14 protein-coding genes and 2 tRNA genes are annotated in these 22254 nt (G+C 63.1%); 7 read left to right on the top strand and 9 right to left on the bottom strand.

What is annotated here, in order from left to right; translation table 11 throughout:
- Position 1: 1 nt before the first annotated feature.
- A complete protein-coding gene (locus tag HRU71_11895; protein ID QOJ04140.1) occupies positions 2-601 on the bottom strand; it encodes a sigma-70 family RNA polymerase sigma factor in 600 nt (199 codons plus the stop codon).
- Positions 602-982: 381 nt separating this feature from the next.
- Between HRU71_11895 and HRU71_11890 the strand changes: the two genes are divergently transcribed.
- From HRU71_11890 to HRU71_11860, 7 genes are all read left to right on the top strand, one after another.
- Positions 983-5179, top strand: coding sequence for a hypothetical protein (locus HRU71_11890; protein ID QOJ04139.1), 4197 nt, complete (start codon positions 983-985; stop codon positions 5177-5179).
- A 78-nt stretch (positions 5180-5257) separates the two neighbouring features.
- Positions 5258-7846 (top strand): CRTAC1 family protein, encoded by a 2589-nt coding sequence (locus HRU71_11885; protein ID QOJ04138.1) that lies wholly within the window; start codon positions 5258-5260, stop codon positions 7844-7846.
- A gap of 368 nt (positions 7847-8214) precedes the next feature.
- Positions 8215-10692, top strand: coding sequence for a VCBS repeat-containing protein (locus tag HRU71_11880; protein QOJ04137.1), 2478 nt, complete (start codon positions 8215-8217; stop codon positions 10690-10692).
- A 165-nt stretch (positions 10693-10857) separates the two neighbouring features.
- On the top strand, positions 10858-12528 hold the full coding sequence (locus HRU71_11875) for a hypothetical protein (protein QOJ04136.1): 1671 nt from the start codon (positions 10858-10860) through the stop codon (positions 12526-12528).
- 278 nt (positions 12529-12806) lie between these two features.
- Positions 12807-13736 carry an ATP-binding cassette domain-containing protein gene (locus HRU71_11870; GenBank protein QOJ04135.1) on the top strand — a complete coding sequence of 310 codons (930 nt, stop codon included), beginning with the start codon at positions 12807-12809 and terminating at the stop codon, positions 13734-13736.
- On the top strand, positions 13733-15091 hold the full coding sequence (locus HRU71_11865) for an ABC transporter permease (GenBank protein QOJ04134.1): 1359 nt from the start codon (positions 13733-13735) through the stop codon (positions 15089-15091). The genes HRU71_11870 and HRU71_11865 overlap by 4 nt, the downstream gene beginning before the upstream one ends.
- Before the next feature lie 267 nt (positions 15092-15358).
- Complete coding sequence (locus HRU71_11860) at positions 15359-16288, top strand: OmpA family protein (GenBank protein QOJ04133.1); 930 nt, start codon at positions 15359-15361, stop codon at positions 16286-16288.
- A 123-nt stretch (positions 16289-16411) separates the two neighbouring features.
- On the opposite strand, the gene HRU71_11855 is transcribed toward HRU71_11860, so the two are convergent.
- From HRU71_11855 to HRU71_11820, 8 genes are all read right to left on the bottom strand, one after another.
- A complete protein-coding gene (locus HRU71_11855; GenBank protein ID QOJ04132.1) occupies positions 16412-18127 on the bottom strand; it encodes a sodium/solute symporter in 1716 nt (571 codons plus the stop codon).
- A 139-nt stretch (positions 18128-18266) separates the two neighbouring features.
- Positions 18267-18698: a 50S ribosomal protein L11 gene (gene rplK / locus HRU71_11850; protein QOJ04131.1), complete on the bottom strand. Its 432-nt coding sequence runs from the start codon at positions 18696-18698 to the stop codon at positions 18267-18269.
- Between the two features lie 60 nt (positions 18699-18758).
- Positions 18759-19451: a transcription termination/antitermination factor NusG gene (nusG, locus tag HRU71_11845; protein ID QOJ04130.1), complete on the bottom strand. Its 693-nt coding sequence runs from the start codon at positions 19449-19451 to the stop codon at positions 18759-18761.
- Complete coding sequence (secE, locus tag HRU71_11840) at positions 19451-19654, bottom strand: preprotein translocase subunit SecE (GenBank protein ID QOJ05004.1); 204 nt, start codon at positions 19652-19654, stop codon at positions 19451-19453. The genes nusG and secE overlap by 1 nt, the downstream gene beginning before the upstream one ends.
- A 485-nt stretch (positions 19655-20139) precedes the next feature.
- Positions 20140-20212, bottom strand: a tRNA-Trp gene (locus HRU71_11835).
- A 49-nt stretch (positions 20213-20261) separates the two neighbouring features.
- Positions 20262-20438 carry a 50S ribosomal protein L33 gene (rpmG, locus tag HRU71_11830; protein ID QOJ04129.1) on the bottom strand — a complete coding sequence of 59 codons (177 nt, stop codon included), beginning with the start codon at positions 20436-20438 and terminating at the stop codon, positions 20262-20264.
- A 140-nt stretch (positions 20439-20578) separates the two neighbouring features.
- Positions 20579-21787, bottom strand: coding sequence for an elongation factor Tu (gene tuf / locus HRU71_11825; GenBank protein ID QOJ04128.1), 1209 nt, complete (start codon positions 21785-21787; stop codon positions 20579-20581).
- Between the two features lie 281 nt (positions 21788-22068).
- Positions 22069-22141 (bottom strand) — tRNA-Thr (locus tag HRU71_11820).
- Positions 22142-22254: the final 113 nt, after the last annotated feature.

The following is a 22254-nucleotide window of genomic DNA, read 5'->3' as shown; positions in this document are numbered from 1 at the left end:
TTCACCGATCGTCGAAGAGGGCTTCGAGACGCTCGAGGGTTTCGCGCAGCCGGGCCGCCACGCGATTCTTCGCCACGTACACGTCCTGCACCGAGATGCCCAGCTCGGCCGCGACGGCCGCCGCCGGTTTCTGCTCCACGGCGAACATCTCGAACGCGCGCATCGTCCGCTCGGTCAGGCGTGACGCGCCGCGCAGCTCGCTGATCGCCTGGCGCAGCAGCTGGTGGCAGCGCTCCGCCTCCCAGAGTGCCTCAAGCTGGTCATCGTCCGGCAGATCGACGACGGCCGATTCGCCGCGCAGCTCGCGCCGGGCGAACTTCGCGCGCTTCAGGTCGGCCACGCGATATTTGACGATGCCGATCAGCCACGAGCGAAGCCGGCCGCGCTCGCGGTCATACTTTCCGGCGCGGTACTCCTCCAGAAAGCGCATCAGGGATTCCTGGGCGACATCAGCCGCTTCGTGTTCGGTCAGGCCGAGCTTCAGGCAATATCCCGTGACGATCGGCCGATAGCGTGCGTCGAACTCGGCCCAGACGGCGTCGTTTTCGGCTTCGGCGAGACCGACCAGAAGGGATGTCGATGTGTGCGTGGACAGGGCCATGTTCGTTCCAAGGCGTCGGCAACCCCCGTAAGAAGACGTGAGAAGTGCCAATCCATGATACCCCACGGTGGGGGCCTTTTTTTAACGAAGCTCGTTTCGGCCTGCTAAAGACATAACCCATTGATATCCATATAGTTACAGCACGGTCGCGGATTGTTCGTTCGGCAACGATGTCAAGGATTAGCGGCTATTTCAAATCTCAACTCTCAAGCACATTGAGATTTCGAATCTCCAAGTGAGAGATTCGAGGGTGTTTCGACGGAATGGAGATGAGGGATTGTGAGGATGGACTGCGGTGCGCCGCGGCGTCCCGAAGCTGTCCAGACAGCGGCAATCCCGAGTTTGAAATGCAACTCCCCAAGTCAACATGAGGATATTGCCATGACGATTGATCGGAACGATGACCGGGCACCAACGTCGCAACGTGTTTGCCGACTGGTGGGAGCGTTGAGCGTGTTCCTGTTGATGGTCTCGCCGGTGCAGGCGGGCGATCAGTGCACGTCGCCGACGTCGATTTCGGGCACGGGGGTGTTTAACTTCGACCTGACGACGGCGACGACCAGCGCCGAGGGGCAGGATGCGTGGTGCGGGCAGCCTGGCCAGCTCGCGTTCGAGCACGACGTGTGGTTCTGCTGGACGGCGCCGTGCACGGGGTTGATCCAGATTCACACGTGCGGTCAGACGACGGCCGACACGAAGATTGCATTTTATACAAATGGCTGTACTTGCCCGGGGCTGCCGCCCAGCGCGCCGCCGCTTTGCTGCGTCGATGATTCGATTGCGCCGCCGCCGTTTCCGCCGAACGCGCCGCCGTGCGGCGTGCAGACGTATCTGGATTGCGAGGTCGTATGCGGGCAGCAGTATCTGATTCGGATCGGGACGAAGCCGGGCACGGCGCCCGCGGCGGGGACGTTCACGATTCAATGCGCGGGATCCGCCTGCCCGCCGCCGGCGTGCGACGATTGCTGCGGGAAGAAGCCGAACTTCCTTCCAGCGGCGACGTTTCCCGGTTCCGTGGCGCTCGCGACGCACGAGGGATATGACTACTTCACGAATACCGTGCTGCCGGTCGTCAACATCATGAACATCTCCGGTCAATCCGGCGCGACGCTCGCCGACAACTGGTACACGAATTTCTATTCACCGTCGGCGGCGCAGAAGTGGCTCAAATCGGACCTGGGCACGGTTTTCGGCGTGACGCTGGATGACTTGGGCAACCTGTATCTCGCGCACACGGCGATTTATTCGACGATCGGCCCGGGGACCGATGCGATTGGGACGGTTCCCGGCGGCGCAGCGGGCGCGATCTATAAAATCGACACGAACACGGGCGTGGCGGCGCACTGGATCACGCTGCCGAACGCGATGTATACGGGCTGCACCGGTACCGAATGCTGGCCCGGATTGGGCAATCTGACCTACGATTGCGGGCTGCAATCGTTCTACGTGTCCAATTTTGAAGACGGACGTATTTATCAGATCAGCCCCGCGGCGACGGTGCTGTCGACCTGGAACCACGCGACGGGCATCGTGCTGCCCGGTTCGCCGCCGCCCGATCCGAACGGCGCGGTGCCGATCGGCCCGCACCCGGTGACGCAGCGCGGCCAGCGGGTCTGGGCCGTTCAGACGCACGCGGACCCGGCCGGCGGCGGCCCGAACTATACGCGACGATTGTATTATTCTGTCTGGCGCGAAGACATTGGAAGTCCCAGTGCAACGTATGACAATGAAATCTGGTCGGTGGGGCTGGCGGCCTCGGGACCGAACATCGGCCGGCCGATCGCGGGCACCGAACAGTTGGAGCTGATCCTGCCCGTTTACCAGACCCAGCCTGATCCGTGGAGCAGCCCGGTGAGCGACATCAGCTTCACGGCGCCGAATGCACCCTCGGCATCCTGTTGCATGCTCGCAGCGGAGCGTTCCATGCAAAGCTGGGCCGGCGACTTTTACACCGGAGCGCATCATAGCCGCCTGCTGCAATTCTGCTACACGCCGCCCAATCCGGCCGGAGGCGGCGGATGGTCGCCGTCGGGCAATACGTTCATCACCGGCTCGGTCATCAATAGTCTTCAGGACAGTTCGGCAGGCGGAACGGACTATGACTACGACACGCCGAACACCGTAAACAACCGAGTACAGGTCTGGTGTACGGCAGACGCGATCAAGCTGCCGCCCGATCCGGGGGTGGACTTGTACGTCTACGGCATCCTCGGCGAGAAGGCCAACGGTGGCAGCCCGCTCACCAACCAGTCGATCATGATCGATCTCGATCAGGACACCACCACGGGTGATAAGCTCCAGCTCGGCGACGTGGAGATTCCCTGCCCGGTTGCGGTGAACCCGCCGGTATGCCAGCCCGATCCAGCGGGCATGACGTGCGTCAATGGGTGCCCGGACAGCGGCACGCTGTGTCAGCCGAAGGAGATCACACTCGGGGCCGATGGCGTGTATCGCATCACGCGGTGCGAATGCGGGCCGGAGTTCTGCCACGTCGAGATGGGACCGGCCGGTCCGATGTGCGTGTTCGCGTGCCCGGTCGCGGGGCAGACTTGCGAGATTCAGACGTCGCAGAATTCCGATGGCTCGGTGCGGTACTGGTGTGATTGCCAGACGCCGCCGCCAGCCTGCAATTTGACCTCTTACTGCAATCCGGATCAACCGGGGACGTGCATCCCGACCTGCGCGGGCCATTGCCCCAACGGCGAAGTCTGCACGCCCATCGAGATCACCGAGTATCCGGCGGGATCAGGTCATTTTCAGGTGTCGGATTGCGATTGCTATCCGCCGGTCGATCCGCCCTGCCATCCGGTACTGGTGAACGGCGCGGTGCGGTGCTCGGGCGGTTGCAGCAACAGCGGCTTGTGCAATCTCGTGCGGTATTACGATCCACCGATTCCGCCTGCCGAATACGGCAAGGTGCGGTATCGCTGCTCATGCGACTGCAAGCATCCGCCGGCGAACATGGCGGACTGGTGGCCGATGGATGACAACCCGGTGCTGCCGCCGATTGATGACATCGCGGGCATCATGAACCACGGAACGCCGTCGGGCGGGGTCACGCCGGCCGGGTCGGCGAGTTGTTCGAGCAGCGGAGCGCTGGCGTTCAACGGCATCAACGGCGTGGTGACGGTGCCGAATGTGCCGGGGACGGCGGACATCAACTTCGGGCTTGGCAACTTCACGATCGAAGGCTGGATTCGCACGACGGGCGCGGGTCTGGAGCCGTTTGTCGATAAGCGCACGACGGATGGCGGCGGCAACGTCTATGGCTACGCGCTGTTCAGTTTCAACGGTCGACTGGCGTTTCAGCTGGCCTCGGGCGTGTTCGGGAACTTCATCGCGACGGGTCTGCCGTTGATCAACGACGGACAGTGCCACCACGTGGCAGCGGTGGTGTATCGCAACGGGTCCGGCGGCACGGGCAGCGCGAACGTGATTCGGTTGTTTGTGGATGGCGTCGCGCAAAGCTTCAACGACAACGCGATCATCGGCAGCGTGAACAACACGTCGGCGCTGGTGTTCGGCCAGCGGCTGCCGATCCTGGCGGGCAATCTTTTCCTCAACGGCGTGCTGGACGAGTTTGAGTTCTTCCGGCGGTCGCTCGGCAACAACGAGATCGTGGACCTGTTCACGGCCGGGCAACTCGGCAAGTGCCGCGAAGTCTGCTACACCAACTCGGTGCTGTATTGCCGGGGCGATGTCAGCAAGCAGGTGTGCTTCCAGATCTGCAACTACACCGGCTCGCCGCAGAGCTACACGTGGAATCTCTCCGGGCCGATCGGCGGCGCAGGGTGCAGCAACATCGGAGCGATGAACTTCTCGCCGCCAGCCGGTGTGACGGCCATGATTCCGGCGGGGCAGTGCGTGAATGTGTGCGTGAACCTGCCGCGGCCGACGGGGTTGCCGAATCCGCCGCCGTACCTGACGGGGTGCTATCAGCTCTCGGTCACGAACAACGCGACGGGGGCGACGTTCGGCTGCACGAACACGGTGAGCGCGACATCACGATGGTGCGGTGACTGGTGGCAGAATCCGACGACGGCAACCCAGCGCGTGGGGACGGAACGGGAGTACACACTCAATCTGCTGAATGAGACCGATCCAAGCGGCCTGCTGGAGTTCACGATTCGAGCGGTCATCCCGGATGGGTCCGGCGGGGAGGTGGCGGACCTGGAAGCGGTGAGCCTCGATGGATTGCCGCCGGGCGAGCCGATTCATCGGGTGATCGCGCTGCCGATCGGCGTGCCGATCAAGTTGCCGGTGAATGTCACGATCCTGGCCCACGAAACGTTCGCGCCCATCGAGCTGGCGCTGGAGTTCGACAGCGACGGCGACGGGGTGTACGACGCGGCGGGCCGCCAGCGGATTCGCACCGTGGTACCGTGTGAGAACGAGCAGCGCGGCGATGTGAACGGCGACGGTTTCGCGGACATGGAAGACATCGAGCCGTTTGTGGCGGCCCTGCTGGGAATGCCACACGAGCCGTATCACGCGCTGACGGCGGACGTGAACTGCGACGGGTCCGCGAACGGGCTGGATGTGAAGGGAATGGTGGAGGGGATCGTGACGGGTCCGTAAGAGGAGGGAACAGAACAAGGAGTTCGGATACGATGATCCGCTCGGCGCGTGTGAATCGCGCGTCGGGCGGGTCTTTTTATGCGCCGATGGAACGCAACCAGCCTGAAGGTCTTTCTCCCGCACATCGGGCTTGTATTCGTCGTGCCCGGTATCGCCTGCCAGCCGTTGCAATCGGTGCGGCACGCCGAGGGAACGGTCCATGCGAACGCCGGCGGCGAATCCATGGCTTCAGCCGTCGAATCCGTTGAACGCGCAGAGCGGCTCGCGGAAAAAGGCTCCGATCTGCCAAGCGCCCTTGCCGATGGCTGGATCAGCGAAGTGCAGGCCGAGGCCGCGGTGGCGCAGCTTCGCCGGCTGGGCGACGTGTTGGCCGCCACGGGAACGATCTCGCCGGACGCCGAGGGAGAGTTTTTCGACCGATGTCTGCTTCCGCCGTTGCGGCCCGAGCCACGGATCACGACGGCTCTGCGGGGCGTTCGCGTGGAACGGTTTCGCGGTCGGCCGGAGTCGATCGGCCGCACGCCGCCGGGCGCGGCGTTCGAGGCGTTTCTTGCCCCGCATCAGGCGGGCGACGGAAACGTTCGTGAGGTCAATCAGAACGAAGCCACCACCCGCGCGAAGGCACAAAGGCAAGGTCACGATGCGCGGGATTCAGACGGGAACCCCTTCCTGCGATTTGATTTTCGAGTGGCCGGCATCATTTCCAATTCGCCGACGGACTTCGCGACGGACGTAATCGTGCGCGTGGGGAGCGGCGCTGGATCATCGCGCGTGCAGCAGAACGCTCGCTGGGCCGTGTCGTGGGTGTGGGAGGCGGAAGCAGAAAACAGGGAGCGGGAAACGGGGAACGGGAAACAGGTTACAGAAGCGGGTGACCGGTTGCCGCGCACGGCTGCGCCGCGGATCGTCTCAATCCTGGTCATGGAGTACGACGAGCTTCGTGCCGATCGCGCGATGCTGACTTTCTCGCCGCAGTTCGAATCGAGCAAAGATCCGGTTGGAGCGTCCGGCGCGCAGCCCAGGTCTCGCAGTCCGCGGCTGCGGGGTCACGGGATCGCCATCGGCGATGTGAACGGCGACGGGCTTGAGGATGTCTTCGTGGCGACGGGAGCGGGGCAGGCGAATCGACTGCTGCTGCAACAGGCCGATGGGAGCGTGCGCGATTCGGCGCGCGAGTCGGGCGTGGACTGGACCGACGACGCGGGCGGGGTGCTGCTGATCGACTGGGACAACGACGGCGATGCGGACCTCGTCGCCGCGACAGGAGCGACAATTGTATTTTATGAGAACGACGGGCGTGGACGGTTCACGCTTCGCCACGCACACCTGGGGGCCGGCCCGGGGCGGTTCGGTTCGCTGGCGGCGGCGGATTTCGATCTTGACGGCGATCTGGATGTGTACGCGTGTCGCAGTATCGACTGGTTGGGCGAAGGCCCGGCGCCCCAACCGTTGTTCGACGCTTCCAACGGTCCGGCAGACGTGTTGCTTCGCAACGATGGTCCGCGCGGCTTCTCCGATGTCACCGCGGCGGTCGGTCTCGACGCGGGCAGACATCGCTTTTCAACGGCCGCGGCGTGGGCGGACTACGATGGCGACGGCGACGCGGACCTTTTTGTCGCGTCGGAATTCGCAAGTGGGCGGTTGTTTCGCAACGACGGCGGGCGCTTCGTCGACGTGACCGCGAAGAGTGGATTGGACTTCGCCGCCATCGGCCGCGCCGCCTGCTGGGCGGACTTCGACGGCGACGGCGATCTGGATTTGTTCGAGGGCAACGTGTTCAGTCCGGAGGGCAGCCGAATCGTTTTTCAGCCTCGTTTCATGGAAGGTTGCGATCCCGCTTCGCGCGTCGCCATGCAGCGGCTTCCGCAGGGCAATGCGTTGTACCTCAATCAGGGAAACGGCACGTTCCTGAATCGCGCGGACGAATCGGGCGTGCGCATTGGCGGCTGGACAAGCGGGGCGACGCCGATCGACGTAAACGGAGACGGCCTGGAAGACCTGATCGTGACGAACGGACTTGTTTCCGGCACGCGCGACGAGGATGTGTCAAATTCCTTCTGGCGACGCGTTGCTCCTGTGTTGGGCGATCCTGCACGAACCGCGGAAGGCCCACGCGCCTGGGTGGACTTGAAACGCTGGTTGCATGGGGGCATCGGCTGGGCCGGCAGGGAGCAGCCGACGGTGTTCCTGAATCTCGGAAGCGGTCAGTTCTGCGACGCGTCCATGCTGGTGGAAGGAAACTGCCCGCCGGGCGGTGCGGTGGCGGCCGTCGACTGGGACCGAGACTATGATTTAGACATTTGGGTAAACAACGGGAGCGAGACGGGCGCGAGACTCGTGAGGAACGAGCGAAGCGGCGCGTGCAGGTTTGTTTCACTTCGATTGATCGGCGAGCGGTGCAATCGTGATGCCATCGGCGCGCGGGTCTCGGCCGTGGTGGGTGGGCGCCAGCTCGTGCGAACGGTTGAGGCGGGGAGCGGTCGGCTATCGCAGTCCAGTCTTTGGGTGCACATCGGACTGGGCGAAACGGAGCAGATTGATGAATTGACGATTTCGTGGCCCGACGCGCGCCCCCCCGGCACGACCGGTTCCAAGAGCCGCTACGAGAACTTGAAATCAGGTCGCTACATGATTCGGCAAGGCGAAACACCCTTGCCGGCGCGCTAGCGCCGCCTCGAGTCCTTGCGAGGACCGGTCAAGTCCCCGTGCATTCATTGACCGCAATTCAGAAAACCGACGGCACCGGCTCACGAGCCGGAGAGTTCAATCAACGTCTAGCACGACTTTTTGTGCAATTGCATAATATGCAATTGGCCTGCATGTGTGCGTAATAGCAACTTCATACGTGACAATTGGTTGTGGATGAACGAAATTCGGACGTTGGACATCATTGGAACAGCTCGCTACTGCGGCTCCTAAGCCATTAACTGATTGAGTCTTATATCGCGTTCGGTTATGCTAGGGAGACTGGAGTGAGCCGTCCTGCCGCAACGGCGGGCAGAGTGGACTTCTACCTTCACAGCGAGGGCATAGCCTTGAATCCCCGAAACCTGTCGTATTGCCTGATGGTCGGACTTTTCTGTGCCGGGGGGTCGGCACATGGGCAATGGGTGACGTTCCAGAACCAATCCGGGGTCCGTATCAACGCGGCGCCGGCGGTCAGTACGGCCGATCCGGAAGAGAAGGACTACGCCTGGGGCGACGTGGACCAGGACGGCGATGTGGATCTGGTTTGCGTTCGCAAGAATCCGTTTTCAACCCCGGGCGGCAAGACGAATGTCCTGTTCATGAACGTCAACGGCGTGTTGACGGATCAGACCGCCACCTACGCCACGGCATCGGACGTTCCGGGCGATCAGGGATTCCTGACGGAGACGAATGATCGCGACGTGCTGCTGGTCGATCTGGACCTCGATGGCTGGCTGGACATCGTCACGGCGACGACCGTGAGCGACGGGTTGTCGAAGGTGATCGGCCACCCGCGGATCTACCGCAACCTCGGCGAGATCGGCGGCGTCTGGCAGGGTTTCCGCCATGAGGATTTCCGCATTCCGCAGATGTTGAGCGTCAACAACGTCGTGGCGAATCCGCGATTCTGCTCGGTGGCGGTCGGTGATGTAACGGGCGACGGTTACCCGGATATTTACTTTGGCGATTACGACAGCGGCCAGACCGGTCCGAGCGAAAACCCCAACAACGACTTTGACAACAAACTGCTGGTCAATCTCGGAGCGGGCAATCCCGGTGTGTTTGTTGACCAGAGCACCATGCGCATGGGCAGCTCGTTCAACTACCCCGGCGTGGGCGTTCGCAACTATCTGTACTCGACGTTCGGCGCGGCCAGCATCATCTGCGATATCAACGGCGACGGCATCAACGACGTGGTCAAGCAGACAGCCCTGACGCCGCCGCAGCACGTGGCCGTCGTGATGAACGATCCGAGCAACGTCGGCTTCTTCAACAATTACAAGATCGTCAATTCGCAGGCGCCGTATTTCGTCAGCGCCGGCGATCTGAACAACGACAACCGGCTCGATCTCGTCACGACCGACGACAACGCCGACCGGTACCTGTTGAACACGGGCAACGACGCGAACGGCGCGCCGAACTTCAACACGTTTTCGTTCTCGTTCCAGGCGGGCGGGGACGACGGCTTCGGCAGCCAGTCGATCATCGTCGACCTGAACAATGACGGCTGGAAGGATGTGTTCATCTCCGACGTGGACGTGGACGGCTTCGGCTGCATACGGCGGGCGCACATTTACCGCAATCTTGGCAATGCGCCGAACGTGACGCTTCGCGAGGATAGCCCGTCGGTCATCCCGACCGGCAATCTCGTCGGCACGTATCACTCGGCGATCTTCGACATCAACGGCGACGGCTACAACGACATCGTCCTGGGCCGCTGCAATACGATGGAAGTCTGGATCAACATTCCGCCGGTCTCGATCAATTACACGTTCATCGGCGGCGCGCCCCAGGCGGTGGAGCCGGCGACGGCCCGCCTGCTGGAAGTCGACGTGGTCCCGGTCAACGGCGCGTTGCAGCCCGGCAGCGTCACTCTTTTCTACAGCATCAACGGCGGAGCGTTCAGCTCGACTCCGATGACGCACGTCAGCGGCGATCGCTACACGGCCTCCCTGCCGGCGGCCGAGTGCGGTGATTTCATCCGCTATTACATCCGCGGCCAGTTGGTTGGCGGGGGAACCTTCTACAGCCCGTCCACTGCGCCCGCGGCAACCTATCGCGCGACCGTCGCGACGGGTGAGGCGGTTTCACTCGAAAGCTTCGAAGTGAGCGATGCCGGCTGGACCGTGCAGAATGATCCATCCCTGACGGGTGGCGCGTGGGTGCGCGTTGATCCAGTTGGAACCATCAGCGGCGTCAACCAGGCACAGCCCGAAGACGACTACGAGGGTCCGCCCAACGTGATGTGCTGGGTCACCGGTCAAGGTGTCCCCGGCGGCGCGGTGGGCGCGGCGGACGTCGACGGAGGGCCGACGCACCTGATCTCGCCTCCGATCGACCTGTCGGGTTCCGACGCGGTCATTCGCTATGCCCGGTGGTTTTTCGGCAGCACCGGCGACAGCATGGTAGTCGCCGTCAGCAATGACAACGGCGTCAATTGGACGACCGTCGAGACGATCACGACCAGCGCATCGGCCTGGACGCTTGCCTCGTTCCGCGTGAGTGATTACTTCCAGAACCAGGCGCTCTCCGCCAATGTTCGCGTGCGGTTCTCCGTCGCGGACACCGGCACGAACACGACCTGCGAAGGTGCGATCGACGCGTTTGAAGTCACCAGTACGGTGTGTGAAGCGGGTTGCAATTGCCCCGGCAACACCAACGGCGACGGCCAGCGCAACGGTTTGGACATCGCCGGTTTCGTGAATTGCCTCCTCGGCAACCCGGGCGTCTGCTCGTGCGCGGACATCAACAACAACGGGCTGGATATGAACGATATCCCGCTCTTTGTTAACGAGATCCTCAACGGTCAGGACTGCGCCAGTTAGGCGCTCCGCCGGACGAGTGGTGATCGGGTTGGCTAATTAGTCGGGGGATCGCCGTAAATGGCTGCGCGTTCCAAGTGGCCGGTCGCAGGGAAGGCTTGCGCGTTGGTGCGAGCCGCCCTTGGGTCTGCCCTGCCATCGGCGGCCAACATTTAGGAGTGCATTGTGATGAACGGAAAGAAGCGATTGGTTGGTCGATCTTTGGGCCTGTGGGTGCTGATCACGGTGATTTTGCCCGATCCGGGAGTGGACCGTGCCGAGGCCGTCGACCTCCAGCCCAAGATGGGCGCGCCGTTAAGCGGCCTGACCCCGGCCCAGCTCAATCGTTTCCTTGCGGGTCGCACCAAGTTCAATACGGCCTTGACGATCGGCCAGGGGCTTGGCCCGGTGTTTAATGAGACCAGTTGCGGCGCCTGCCACAGCACGCCGATCGGCGGCAGCGGCGCGATGGTCGTGACGCGGTTCGGTTTCTTCGACGACAAGAACGAAATCTTCGATCCGCTCGTTGAGAAGGGCGGCTCGTTGCTTCAGGCCCAGGGGATCAACGGCACCTGCCTTGAACAGGTGCCGCCCGAGGCCAACGTCACTACGCATCGTCTTACCAACTCGACGCTCGGTTTCGGCTTGGTCGAAGCCATTCCCGATGCCGACATCCTGGCAAACGAATCGGTCGGCCCCGGGATCAGCGGCAAGGCGCACATGGTGGAAGCATTTGAAGACCCGCCGATGAGTCCGCTGCGCGTCGGTCGCTTCGGGTGGAAGTGCCAGGTGGCGACCGTGCTGACGTTTTCCGCCGATGCGGCGTTGAACGAGATGGGGCTGACTAATCGCTTCATCGTCACGGAGAACGACCCGAACGGCGACGATCCGCCGACGCTCGGCGAGTGCGACACCGTGGCCGATCCCGAGGACGGACCGGATATCGACGGGTTGCACTTCATCGACCACGTGACGAACTTCCAGCGGTTCCTCGCCCCCCCGCCGCAGACGCCCAGGTCGGGCATGACCGGCGAGTCGATCTTCAACGCGATCGGCTGCGCCGATTGCCACATCCCGCAGTTCATGACATCGAACGACCCCGGTCTGGAAGACGCGATCCGCAACAAACCGGTTCGTGCGTATTCAGACTTTTTGCTGCATGACATGGGCACCCTCGGCGACGGCATCGAGCAGGGCATGGCCGGCGTGCGCGAGCTGCGCACGACGCCGCTCTGGGGCCTGCGCATGCGCGATCCGCTGATTCACGACGCCCGCGTCACCGGCGGCACGTTCGCCAGCCGCGTCACCGCCGCCATCGGCTGGCACAACGTGCCGTTCAGCGAGGCCCAGCCCGCCGGCGCGGCCTTCGCGGCGTTGAGCCAGGCCGACAAGGACAAGGTCATTGCCTTCCTTGATTCGCTGGGACGGGCCGAGTTCGACGCCGACGGCAACAACCTCATCGACGAGGCCGACTTCGCCGATTTCGTCGCGTGTTTCACCGGCCCGACGCCGACCTACACGCCCGACGACCCGTGCAGCGTGCACGACATCGACCAGGACGGCGACGTTGACAACGACGACTACGCCTTCTTCCTCCAGGCCTACGAGCCGGTACAGGGCGACTGCAACAACAACACCGTCAACGATCTGACCGACATCCTGAACGCCACGAGTCTGGACTGCAACACGAACGCCGTCCCCGATGAGTGCGACGCGCAATATACGGATGTCGCGCTGTTCGTCGCCGTCCTGCTCGGCACGAACCAGGATCCGGCCCTGCAATGCATGTACGATCGCAATGCCGACAACGACGTCAACGGTCTGGACGTCCAGCCGTTTATTGACTTCATTCTCCCGTAGCGACTGGCGATTGAAACGATTGCCTGCACCAAAGGGCTGGTGGAACCCCGTTCCCCCAGCCCTTTTCATTTGTTCTGTTCTCGTTGCGTGAGCGCGCGGCGGGAGTTGCGTTCTCCTGACTCATGACGAGAGCCATTGAGGCCTGATGAGAATCGCCGATGCCTTCGGGGTGGAGTCCCTGCGGTATCGCCGGTATTCTCCGAGCACGCTTCGACGCATCGGAAGACGTCCGAGTCAATGCGGCCGGTCGAACCCCGTCTCACAAGCCGGAGACACGCATGTCAGCTTCCCGCACCGACGCCGTGGCCATCAACGGCGTCACCAAGACCTTCGGCGCGTTCACGGCGGTGAACGATCTCACGCTGCACGTGCCCGCCGGGTCGGTCTACGGCTTCATCGGGCCGAACGGCTCGGGCAAGACGACGACCCTGCGCATGATCATGCGCATCTTCCACCCCGATCGCGGCACGATTCGGGTTCTGGGCGAAGACGCGACGGCCGGCGCGGCGGCCTGCGATCGGATCGGGTACCTGCCCGAGGAGCGCGGGCTGTATCGCAAGATGAAGGTGATCGACGTGCTGGAGTTTTACGCGGCGTTGAAGGGCGCGCGGGGCATGCGCGGGGAGATCGCAACCTGGCTCAAACGGCTGGAGCTTCCCGGCGTCGAGAACAAGAAAGTCGAGGCGCTCTCCAAAGGCATGGCGCAGAAGGTGCAGTTCATCGCGACGGTGCTGCACAAACCGGAGCTGGTCATTCTTGACGAACCGTTCAGCGGGCTGGACCCGGTGAACATGGACGTGCTGAAGGATGCGGTGCTGGACCTGAAGCGGGCCGGTGCGACGGTGCTGTTCTCGACGCACGACATGGACGTGGCCGAGCGGATGTGCGATTTCGTGTTCATGATCTTCAAAGGTCAGAAAGTGCTGGACGGCACGCTGGAGCAGATCAAGAGCCAGTACGGTGCCGACACGCTGCGGGTGCGATTGGGCGGGAACGGCGTGGCGTTCGATCGGTTGCCGGGCGTGGAGCGCGTCAACGATTTCGGGCAATTCCAGGAGTTGCGCGTGCGCAGTGGCGCCGATCCGCAGGCGGTGTTGCGGGCGCTGGTCGATCACGGGCGCGTCGAGCATTTCGAGATCGCCCGGCCGAGTTTGCACGATATCTTCGTTCGGATCGCGCGGCCGTCGCCGGAGGAGGTCGCCCCATGAGCGGCAAGGTGTGGGTCGTGGCCGGCCGGGAGTACCGCGTCAGCGTGCGCAGCAAATCGTTCGTCGTGGCGATCTTGCTGATGCCGGTGTTCATGTTCGGCGGCATCGGCGTGCAGCTTCTGATGGAGGATCGCGTCGATACCGACACGAAGCAGGTCGCGGTGGTGGATCGATCGGGCAAGCTGTTTGAAACGCTGGCGACTGCGGCGGAGCAGTACAACGCGCAGGAGGTGTACCGCTCGCGCATGGATCGTAACACCTCGGCCGGACAGGAGACGTCCGGCAGCGCAGCGCCACGCAAGCAGGTTCGCTCGAAAATTGCGTTGCAGCAGGTGGCGCCGGCGAAGGATCGGGAGGCGCAACGGCTGGAGCTGTCGGATCGCGTACGCAACAAGGAGCTGTTCGCGATCATTGAGATCGGCGCGGACATCCTGAATCCCGAGGGCGGCGCGGACCCGGGCATCATGTATTATTCGAATTCGCCGACCTATGAAGACATTCAGCGCTGGCTGCGGCGGGTCGTGAGCGATCGGGTGCGCGAGGTGCGCCTGGCGCAGGCGGGGATCGATCAGAAGCTCGTCGAGCGCGCCATGACGCCGCCGTCGATCGAAAGCCTCGGCCTCGTGACGCGCGGCGAGGGCGGAAAGGTCGAGTCCGCCAAGCAGGTAAACCAACTGCAAACGTTCATGGTGCCGTTCGGCCTCGTCATGCTGATGTGGGTGGCCGTGATGATGGCGACGCAGCCGCTGCTGCATGGCGCGATCGAGGAGAAGATGCAGCGCATCTCCGAGGTGCTGCTCGGCAGCGTGCGGCCGTTCGATCTGATGCTCGGGAAGCTGATCGGGTTCGTCGGCATGGCGTTGACGCTGATCGGCGTCTATTCGATCGGCATCTATTTTGTCGCTCGGCACTTTGACGCGCTGGATCTCGTACCGATTGCGATGCTCGGCTGGTTCGTTGTGTACCTGTCGCTGGCGATCCTCATGTTCGGATCGCTGTTCCTGGCGGTCGGGGCCTGTTGCAACGACCTGCGCGAGGCGCAGAACCTCGTCATGCCGATCATGCTGGTGATGGTGCTGCCTCTGATGGCGCTGGGGACGGTCCTGCGTTTTCCCAGCAGCCAGTTCTCGACGGTCCTGTCCCTGATCCCATTCGCCACCCCGATGGTCATGATGGTGCGTCAGGCGGTGCCGCCCGGCGTGCCGATCTGGCAACCGATGGTCGGCGTCATCGGCACGCTGCTTACGACCTTGCTTTGCGTGTGGGCGGCGGGGCGCATCTTCCGCGTCGGACTGCTCATGCAGGGCAAACCGCCGAAGCTGACGGACCTCGCAAAATGGGCGATTCGCGGTTAGGTCACACCGCTCGGTCGTTCGGGCCTGTCAACAAATCACAGGCCGGTCGATACCCCGTGCGCTTCGGAAACATCGAACCTTAGCCCTTCCGAAAGCTGCTCAATTCATCCGGGTGCCCCGTTGCCGACGGACGGGCGGTTCGGCATAATACGCCGCGACGGCACGGATGCGGGGCGGACCGTGCACGGGCCGTTGTGGCGACATGCTGGCGACGTGCGACGCGGATTCGCTGTTTCGTCGTAGCCTGACTATCAGGGAGGATTCACCGTGAACAAGTATCAACGACTCACCATGCTCGCCGTGTTCGGCGGTCTCGCGCTCACGTCGGTCGGATGTGTCTCGCGCGACGAGTTCCTGCGGACGGAGTTCGCGCGGCGCAAGGCGGCCGAGCGTGCCGATGCGGCCGAGCGTGATCTGGCCGACGAGCGCAACCGCGTGCTTTCACTGGAGGCCGAGCGCGATGCCCTGCGACGCGAGCTTGACACCAAGTCGGCGATGAACGAGACGCTGCTGGCCGAGAACAAGCGGCTGGACGAGTTCGCCCGCAAGCTTCAGGCGCAGATGGACGACGTGCTGAAGAAAGGCGTCGGCGGGATCGAAGTGGTGGAAGTGAAACTGCCGCCGGAACTGGACAAGGCGTTGAAAGACCTCGCGGCGCAGTATCCCGATGCCATCGAGTATGACGCGCAGCGCGGCGCCGTTCGCTGGAAGAGCGATCTGACGTTCGACAAGGGCAGCGATCATGTCAAGGATTCGGTCAAGCAGGCGATGCAGGCCTTCGCCAACATCGTGAATTCGTCGGCGGCCAGCCAGTTTGAGGTCATCGTCGTCGGCCACACCGACAACCTGCCGATCGGTCCGATCACGGCAAAGAGCCATCCGACGAACTGGCACCTCTCGAGCCATCGCGCGATCGCGGTGATGTTTGCCCTGAAGAGCTTCGGCGTCGACTACCATCGCATGGGGGTCATGGGCTACGGCGAGCACCGCCCGCGCGTTCCGAACCCGCCACGCGGCGGCGCGGAGGAAAATCGACGCGTGGAGATTTTCCTCGTGAGCAGCAAGGAGATGGTCCCCGGCATGCAGGCCAACGCCGGCACGACTTCGTCGCGCCGAACGGCGACGGACGCCGCCTCGCTGGAAACGCCGAAGACGCTTGCCGGCGATATCAATGCCGAGGAATTCGAAAATCCGTAAGCTGTCGTCAGCGGCCGGTGACCGGTGATCGCAGGCCGAACACACGAATGATTGCAACGAAGCCCTCGGCACCGTTTGCCGGGGGCTTTTTCTTTTGGTTCCGCGTTGTCCGCTGATCGCCGGTCATTGGCTCTCCGTCGGCGCGTCCCTCGGCCGGCCCAGCGCGAATCCCAGCCCGAAGGTGATGATCGTGCCCAGTGGGTACGTCCACGGAAAGGCCACACCCGACGACATCAGCTGCGGGAATCGATTTCCATCCACCCAGTGCAACGCTCCGGCGGCGGTGATGGCCAGAACGATCAGCAGTCGGTGTTGCCATCCAAATCCGGTGCGCAACAGCGCAAGCCCGGCAACAACCGCCACGACAGCGTGCACCACGTGCACCCCCCATTGTTCACGAACCGACACGGCGAAAACCGCGAGAACGGCCACCGCCACGGCCCAGGGCAGCCCGCGGTCGTCGCGCGGATGCTTCAAAAACGCCAGCAGGAAGATCCCCAGCAGCGGACCGGCCGTATAGCCCGCAAAGGCCAGCACGAGGTCGATGGCGTTCTGATAGTTCCGCGCGATGCCGATGCAGGCGGTCGCCATGCCGCAGAGTACGACGCCCCATGCGAAGACAAGCGCCTTGGAAAGGCCCAATTCGCCCTGAAAGCGCGGTCCGGGATCGGCCGAGCCGCGCCATTTCGACACGCGTCGCATCAGCGGCCCGGCGGTCGTCTGCGACAGCGCGGCCAGGGCCGATTCGAGCGTGGAAACCGCCGCCGCGAGCACAGCCGCGACTATCAAGCCGCGCACACCGACGGGCAGAGCGCGAACGATGAAGATCGGGAGCAGATACTCCTGATGCGCGGCGTACCGGGCTGCTTCCTCGGGCGTAAACGGCGCATGCTGGAAATAGGCGTACAACGCGATGCCCAGCAGCATCATGAGCAGGGCGACCCCGATGCTGACGCTGCTCCAGACGATCGAGCGGCGGGCGTCGCGCGCATCCCGACAGCAGAACATCCGCTGCGCCATGACCTGATCGGTGCCAAACGCCGCGAGGTTCGAGAACGTCGTCGCCAGCAAGCCGCACCAGAACGTGTAGCGCACGGACAGATCGGTGCTGAAATCGAAAAACTGAAACTTGCCGGCCTCACGGCCGAGTCGAATCGCCTCGCCCGGGCCGCCGGGCACGACATGAAGCGCGAACCCCAGCGCGACGACTGCGCCGAGCAGAAGAATGGTGAACTGGATCACATCGGTCCAGATGACCATGGTGATGCCGCCAAGCATCGCCCAGAGGACGCTGAACGCGCCCATCAGCCAGATGGCGGAAACCAGATCGATATCGGCGACGATGCTGACCATGAAGGCCGCGGTGAAGAGCCGCCCGCCCTGTCCAAGCACGGCGCCGATTAAGAACAGCACCGTCGTGACGGTCTTGACGCGCGGTCCGAGGCGGCGGCCGATGTAGTCATACGGGCTGTAGATTTCCTGCTCGTAAAATCGCGGCACGAAGTACCAGCCGACGACGAATCGCGCAAGGATGCTGCCGATGGCGAGCTGAAGGTAGGTGAGGTTGCCACCGGCGGCGAAGGCGATGGCGGGGACAACGACAAACGTCGCAGTTGAAATCTCCGTGGCGACGGTCGAGCCGCAGACGGCCCACCACGGAAGCTTTCGCCCGCCGAGGAAAAAATCTCGAATCGTCGCCTGCTTGCCGGCGAGTTTCGCGCCAAGCACCGTGGTGAACACGAGGTAGACCGCGACGACGCCCCAGTCGAGCAGGTGAAACCGCGCCTGCGCCAGGCAGAGCGCGAGCGTCATCGTCGGAGCAGGGTTGGGGACGATCATCAATTGATTTATCGTCGATTCGCCGCCGCGTGACGCAGGATAACGACAAGTCGGTGTGGCCGAGAATGAACGAAGCCGACGGATGGCAGTCCGCCGGCTTCCGGAGAATACGGGAATTCGATGCGCTGCGAATCCGCGATCAGCCCTCGATCTCGATGCCCATGTTGCGGGCGGTGCCGGCGATGATCTTGCGGGCCGATTCGAGCGTCCAGCAATTGAGGTCGTTCATCTTGGTCTTGCAGATGTCGTCCACCTGCTTCTGGGTGACTTTGCCGACCTTTTCCTTCAGCGGGTTGCCGGCGCCCTTGGCCACTTGCGCCGCCGATTTGAGCAGCACCGATGCCGGCGGACTCTTGAGGATGAAATCAAATGTGCGATCGGCATAAACGCTGACCACCGCCGTCACCGGCATGCCGTTCAGATGCTTGCTGCGCTCGTTGAACTGCTGCACGAACTGGCCGGGGTTGACGCCGTACTGACCGCAGGCCGGACCGATGGGCGGCGCGGGGGTGGCCTGGCCACCGGCACCCTGCACCTTGAACACCGCTGTCGGAATCTTTTTCTTCGCCATGATGCGCGCTACCTCTCGTCGTGATTCGGCTGGGACCGCGTGAATCGCCCGCGGACACTCTTACTTCTCCAGCATTTCCAGTTGCCAGTATTCGAGGTCGATCGGCGTCGCGCGACCGAAGATCGTCACGATCACGCGCACCTGGCCCTTATCGGGGAAGACCTCGTCGATTTCACCTTCAAAGTTCTCAAACGGGCCTTCCTTGACCTTGATCGCGTCGCCCTTCTTCATGCCGGCCATGCCGGCAAGCGTGGGCTGTTCGGCCGACTTCTCGACGACGGCGAGCATTTTCTCCACGTCGTGGGGCTTCATCGGCGTGGGTTTGCCGTCGGACCCGATGAAATCGCCGACGCTCATGGTGTCCTTCACCATGAACCAGACGTCCTCGGGGATGCTGCCGTCTTCCTCCGTCGCCATTTCGACGAAGACGTAACCGGGATAAAGCTTGCGGTCGAATACCTTGGCGACGCGGCCGCGCATCCGCTTTTCGCGCTGCGTCGGCACCAGGATGCGTCCGATGCGATCGTCCAGATGTTCGATTTTGACCTTTCGCGTCAGGGCCTCACAGACCTGGTCCTCGCGGTTGGACGCGACGCGCAGGACGTACCAGTGCATCGAGCGCGGAGCGCTCGGCTTGGCGGGCTTCGGCGCAACGGCGGCGACCGTCTCGGTTGCAGGCGAATCGCTCACCGCGTCCGTCGAGACCGGGTCGGACGGCATCGGATCGGTCGTGTGTTCGTCGCCTTCAGGCATTAGAACAGACCTTTCAAAGCTTCCATGACGCCGCCGCCCTTGAGAACGCCGGCCGCCGAAAAGGCCGCCAGGAACAGCAGGTCCACCACGAACAGCAGAATGGACAGCGCGATCATCACGAAGATCACCACCTTGGTGGAGCCGATGATCTCGCGACGGCTGGTCCAGTGGACCTTCTTCATTTCGCTCTCGGTGGCGATCATGAAATCGCAAATCCTGCGATTCAGCGCCAGCATCCAGTAGCCCAGCAGGCCCAGGCCGACGATGGCCGCGGTGGCGACGCCGAACTGGATGTATCGTGCGGTCGCATGGTTTCCGAGGATGGAAAACTTCTCGAACAGAAAGTAGGCAAACCAGCAGGCCAGCGCGCCGAAGGCGATGCCGCTCCAGACGCGCGTGTAAAATCCCTGGCCGGGTTTGTAGATATCGAAAAAGCCCCGCTCGCCGGCCGACTCGCTCGGCGCGGAATAGACCTGCGACTCGTATCGCTCGTCGTCTCGGTGATCGACTGCCACGTCGGACACGTCATTCTCCTCTTCGTCAACCGCCGCTCCGCCCCGCAGGCCGTCACGCCGCCCGGCGTTCTTTATGCGATCGTGCCGGTCTTGCGCCATGGAGCACCCGTTGATCGATGGGCCGGGCGGTCATCAAACCGACCGCTCGACCGCTGCCTCGGCGAGCACCCAACCAGGAGCGAAGGGACTCGAACCCCCAACCGCCGGTTTTGGAAACCGGTGCTCTACCAATTGAGCTACGCTCCTGTTTCAGTGGTCGGTTGTCAGCGATCGCTGGCAGCCGGCCAACTGGCTACTACTTCCTCTTGAGCTTGTGGAGCGTGTGCTTTCGCAGACGCGGGCAATACTTCTTCAGACCGCCCTTGAGCTTTTCCGGGATGCCCTGCTGCACGTTCACCTGCGTGCGATAGTTCAGATCGCCCGACTCGGTGCATTCCAGCCAGACGTATTCCCGTTTGTTTGCCTTTGCCATCGCTCACCGTCCATCGGCCCGGATCCGTCGCTGCGTTTCATCCTCGCGACGACCGGCCCCGGCATACATTGTAGTATCGGCCGCCGCGACCGTTCCGATCGGCCGCGGCGACCGCGTTATACTGCGAAATCGCCCGTTCCCTAGGCGATGATCTTCGTGACGACACCCGAACCGACCGTGCGGCCACCCTCGCGCACGGCGAACCGCACGCCTTCTTCCAGGGCGATCGGCGAAATCAACTCGACCTCGAGGGTCACGTTGTCGCCGGGCATGCACATTTCCGCGCCGCCCAGCAGTTTCAGGCTGCCGGTCACGTCGGTCGTGCGCACGTAAAGCTGCGGACGGTAATTGTTGAAGAACGGCGTGTGACGACCGCCTTCCTCCTTGGTCAGCACGTACACCTCGGCCTCGAACTTGGTGTGCGGGGTGATCGAGCCGGGTTTGGCCATGACCTGGCCGCGCTCGAGTTCGTTCTTTTCAATGCCGCGAAGGAGCAGACCGACGTTGTCGCCGGGGTGGCCTTCGTCGAGCGTCTTGTTGAACATTTCGACGCCGGTGACAACGCACTTGCGCGTCTCCTTGGCGAGGCCGATGATTTCAACTTCTTCGCCGACCTTGATGACGCCGCGTTCGATGCGACCGGTACCGACCGTACCACGCCCCTTGATGCTGAAGACGTCTTCAACGGGCATCAGGAACGGCTTGTCCGACTCGCGGACCGGCTCGGGGATGAAGGTGTCGAGCGCTTCCATCAGCTTGGTGATGCACTCGGTCGCCTTCGGATCCTTCGGATTGTTCAGAGCCGCGTTGGCCTGACCGCGAATGATCGGCGTCTTGTCGCCCGGGAAGTCGTACTTGTTGAGCAGCTCGCGGATTTCAAGCTCGACGAGATCCAGCAGTTCGGGATCGTCGAGCAGGTCGATTTTGTTGAGGAACACGACGAGCGCCGGCACGTTGACTTGGCGGGCCAGCAGGACGTGCTCGCGCGTCTGGGGCATCGGGCCGTCGGCGGCGCTGACCACCAGAATCGCACCGTCCATCTGGGCGGCGCCGGTGATCATGTTCTTCACGTAATCGGCGTGACCGGGGCAGTCAACGTGCGCGTAGTGACGCTTTTCCGACTCGTATTCGACGTGGCTCGTCGCGATGGTCAGAATCTTCGTCGGATCGCGGCGCCCGTCCTTTTCCGACGCCTTGGCGACTTCGTCGTACGCCTTGAACTTCGCCAGACCCTTCGCGGCCTGCGCGGCGGTGATGGCAGCCGTCAACGTGGTCTTTCCGTGGTCGACGTGGCCGATGGTGCCGACGTTGACGTGGGGTTTTGTTCGTTCAAATTTTTCCTTGGCCATTCCTGCGATTCCTCCGCGTGCCAGCTTTGCCTCTGGTGTTCTACAATGTGAACCTGTCCCAACCTCAAAACAAATTCGAAGATGCCTGCCGATTTCACCCCGGACAACCGGTGGCCGTCGGCCGGCCTCTTACTGCATGCCGAACTTACTCTTCGGAGTCATTGATGCGATGCGCGTTCGCGATGCTTCCACCGCGCTCGGCCTTGCACAACACGCCGCAGACGTCTGCTCAACGGGCTGCCGGACAGCGGGACAGCCCCGCTCCGCAGCCTCTATCAATAAGCTGCTGACGGGACTTGAACCCGTGACCTCGTCCTTACCAAGGACGCGCTCTACCGACTGAGCTACAGCAGCACGTTGTCCATGCCTTGCAGCCGCATGGCACGCGCGTCCTGCCGCGCCGGGGACCGACGCCGCCCGGGCAGACGAACCGACCTTGACCCGCGCCAGCCCATTTGTAAGACCAA

The organism is Planctomycetia bacterium (assembly GCA_015200345.1).
GTDB lineage: Bacteria > Planctomycetota > Phycisphaerae > UBA1845 > UTPLA1 > PLA3.
The sequence above is the reverse complement of the archived record's forward strand: the minus strand, read 5'-3'. Positions and strand labels throughout refer to the sequence as shown.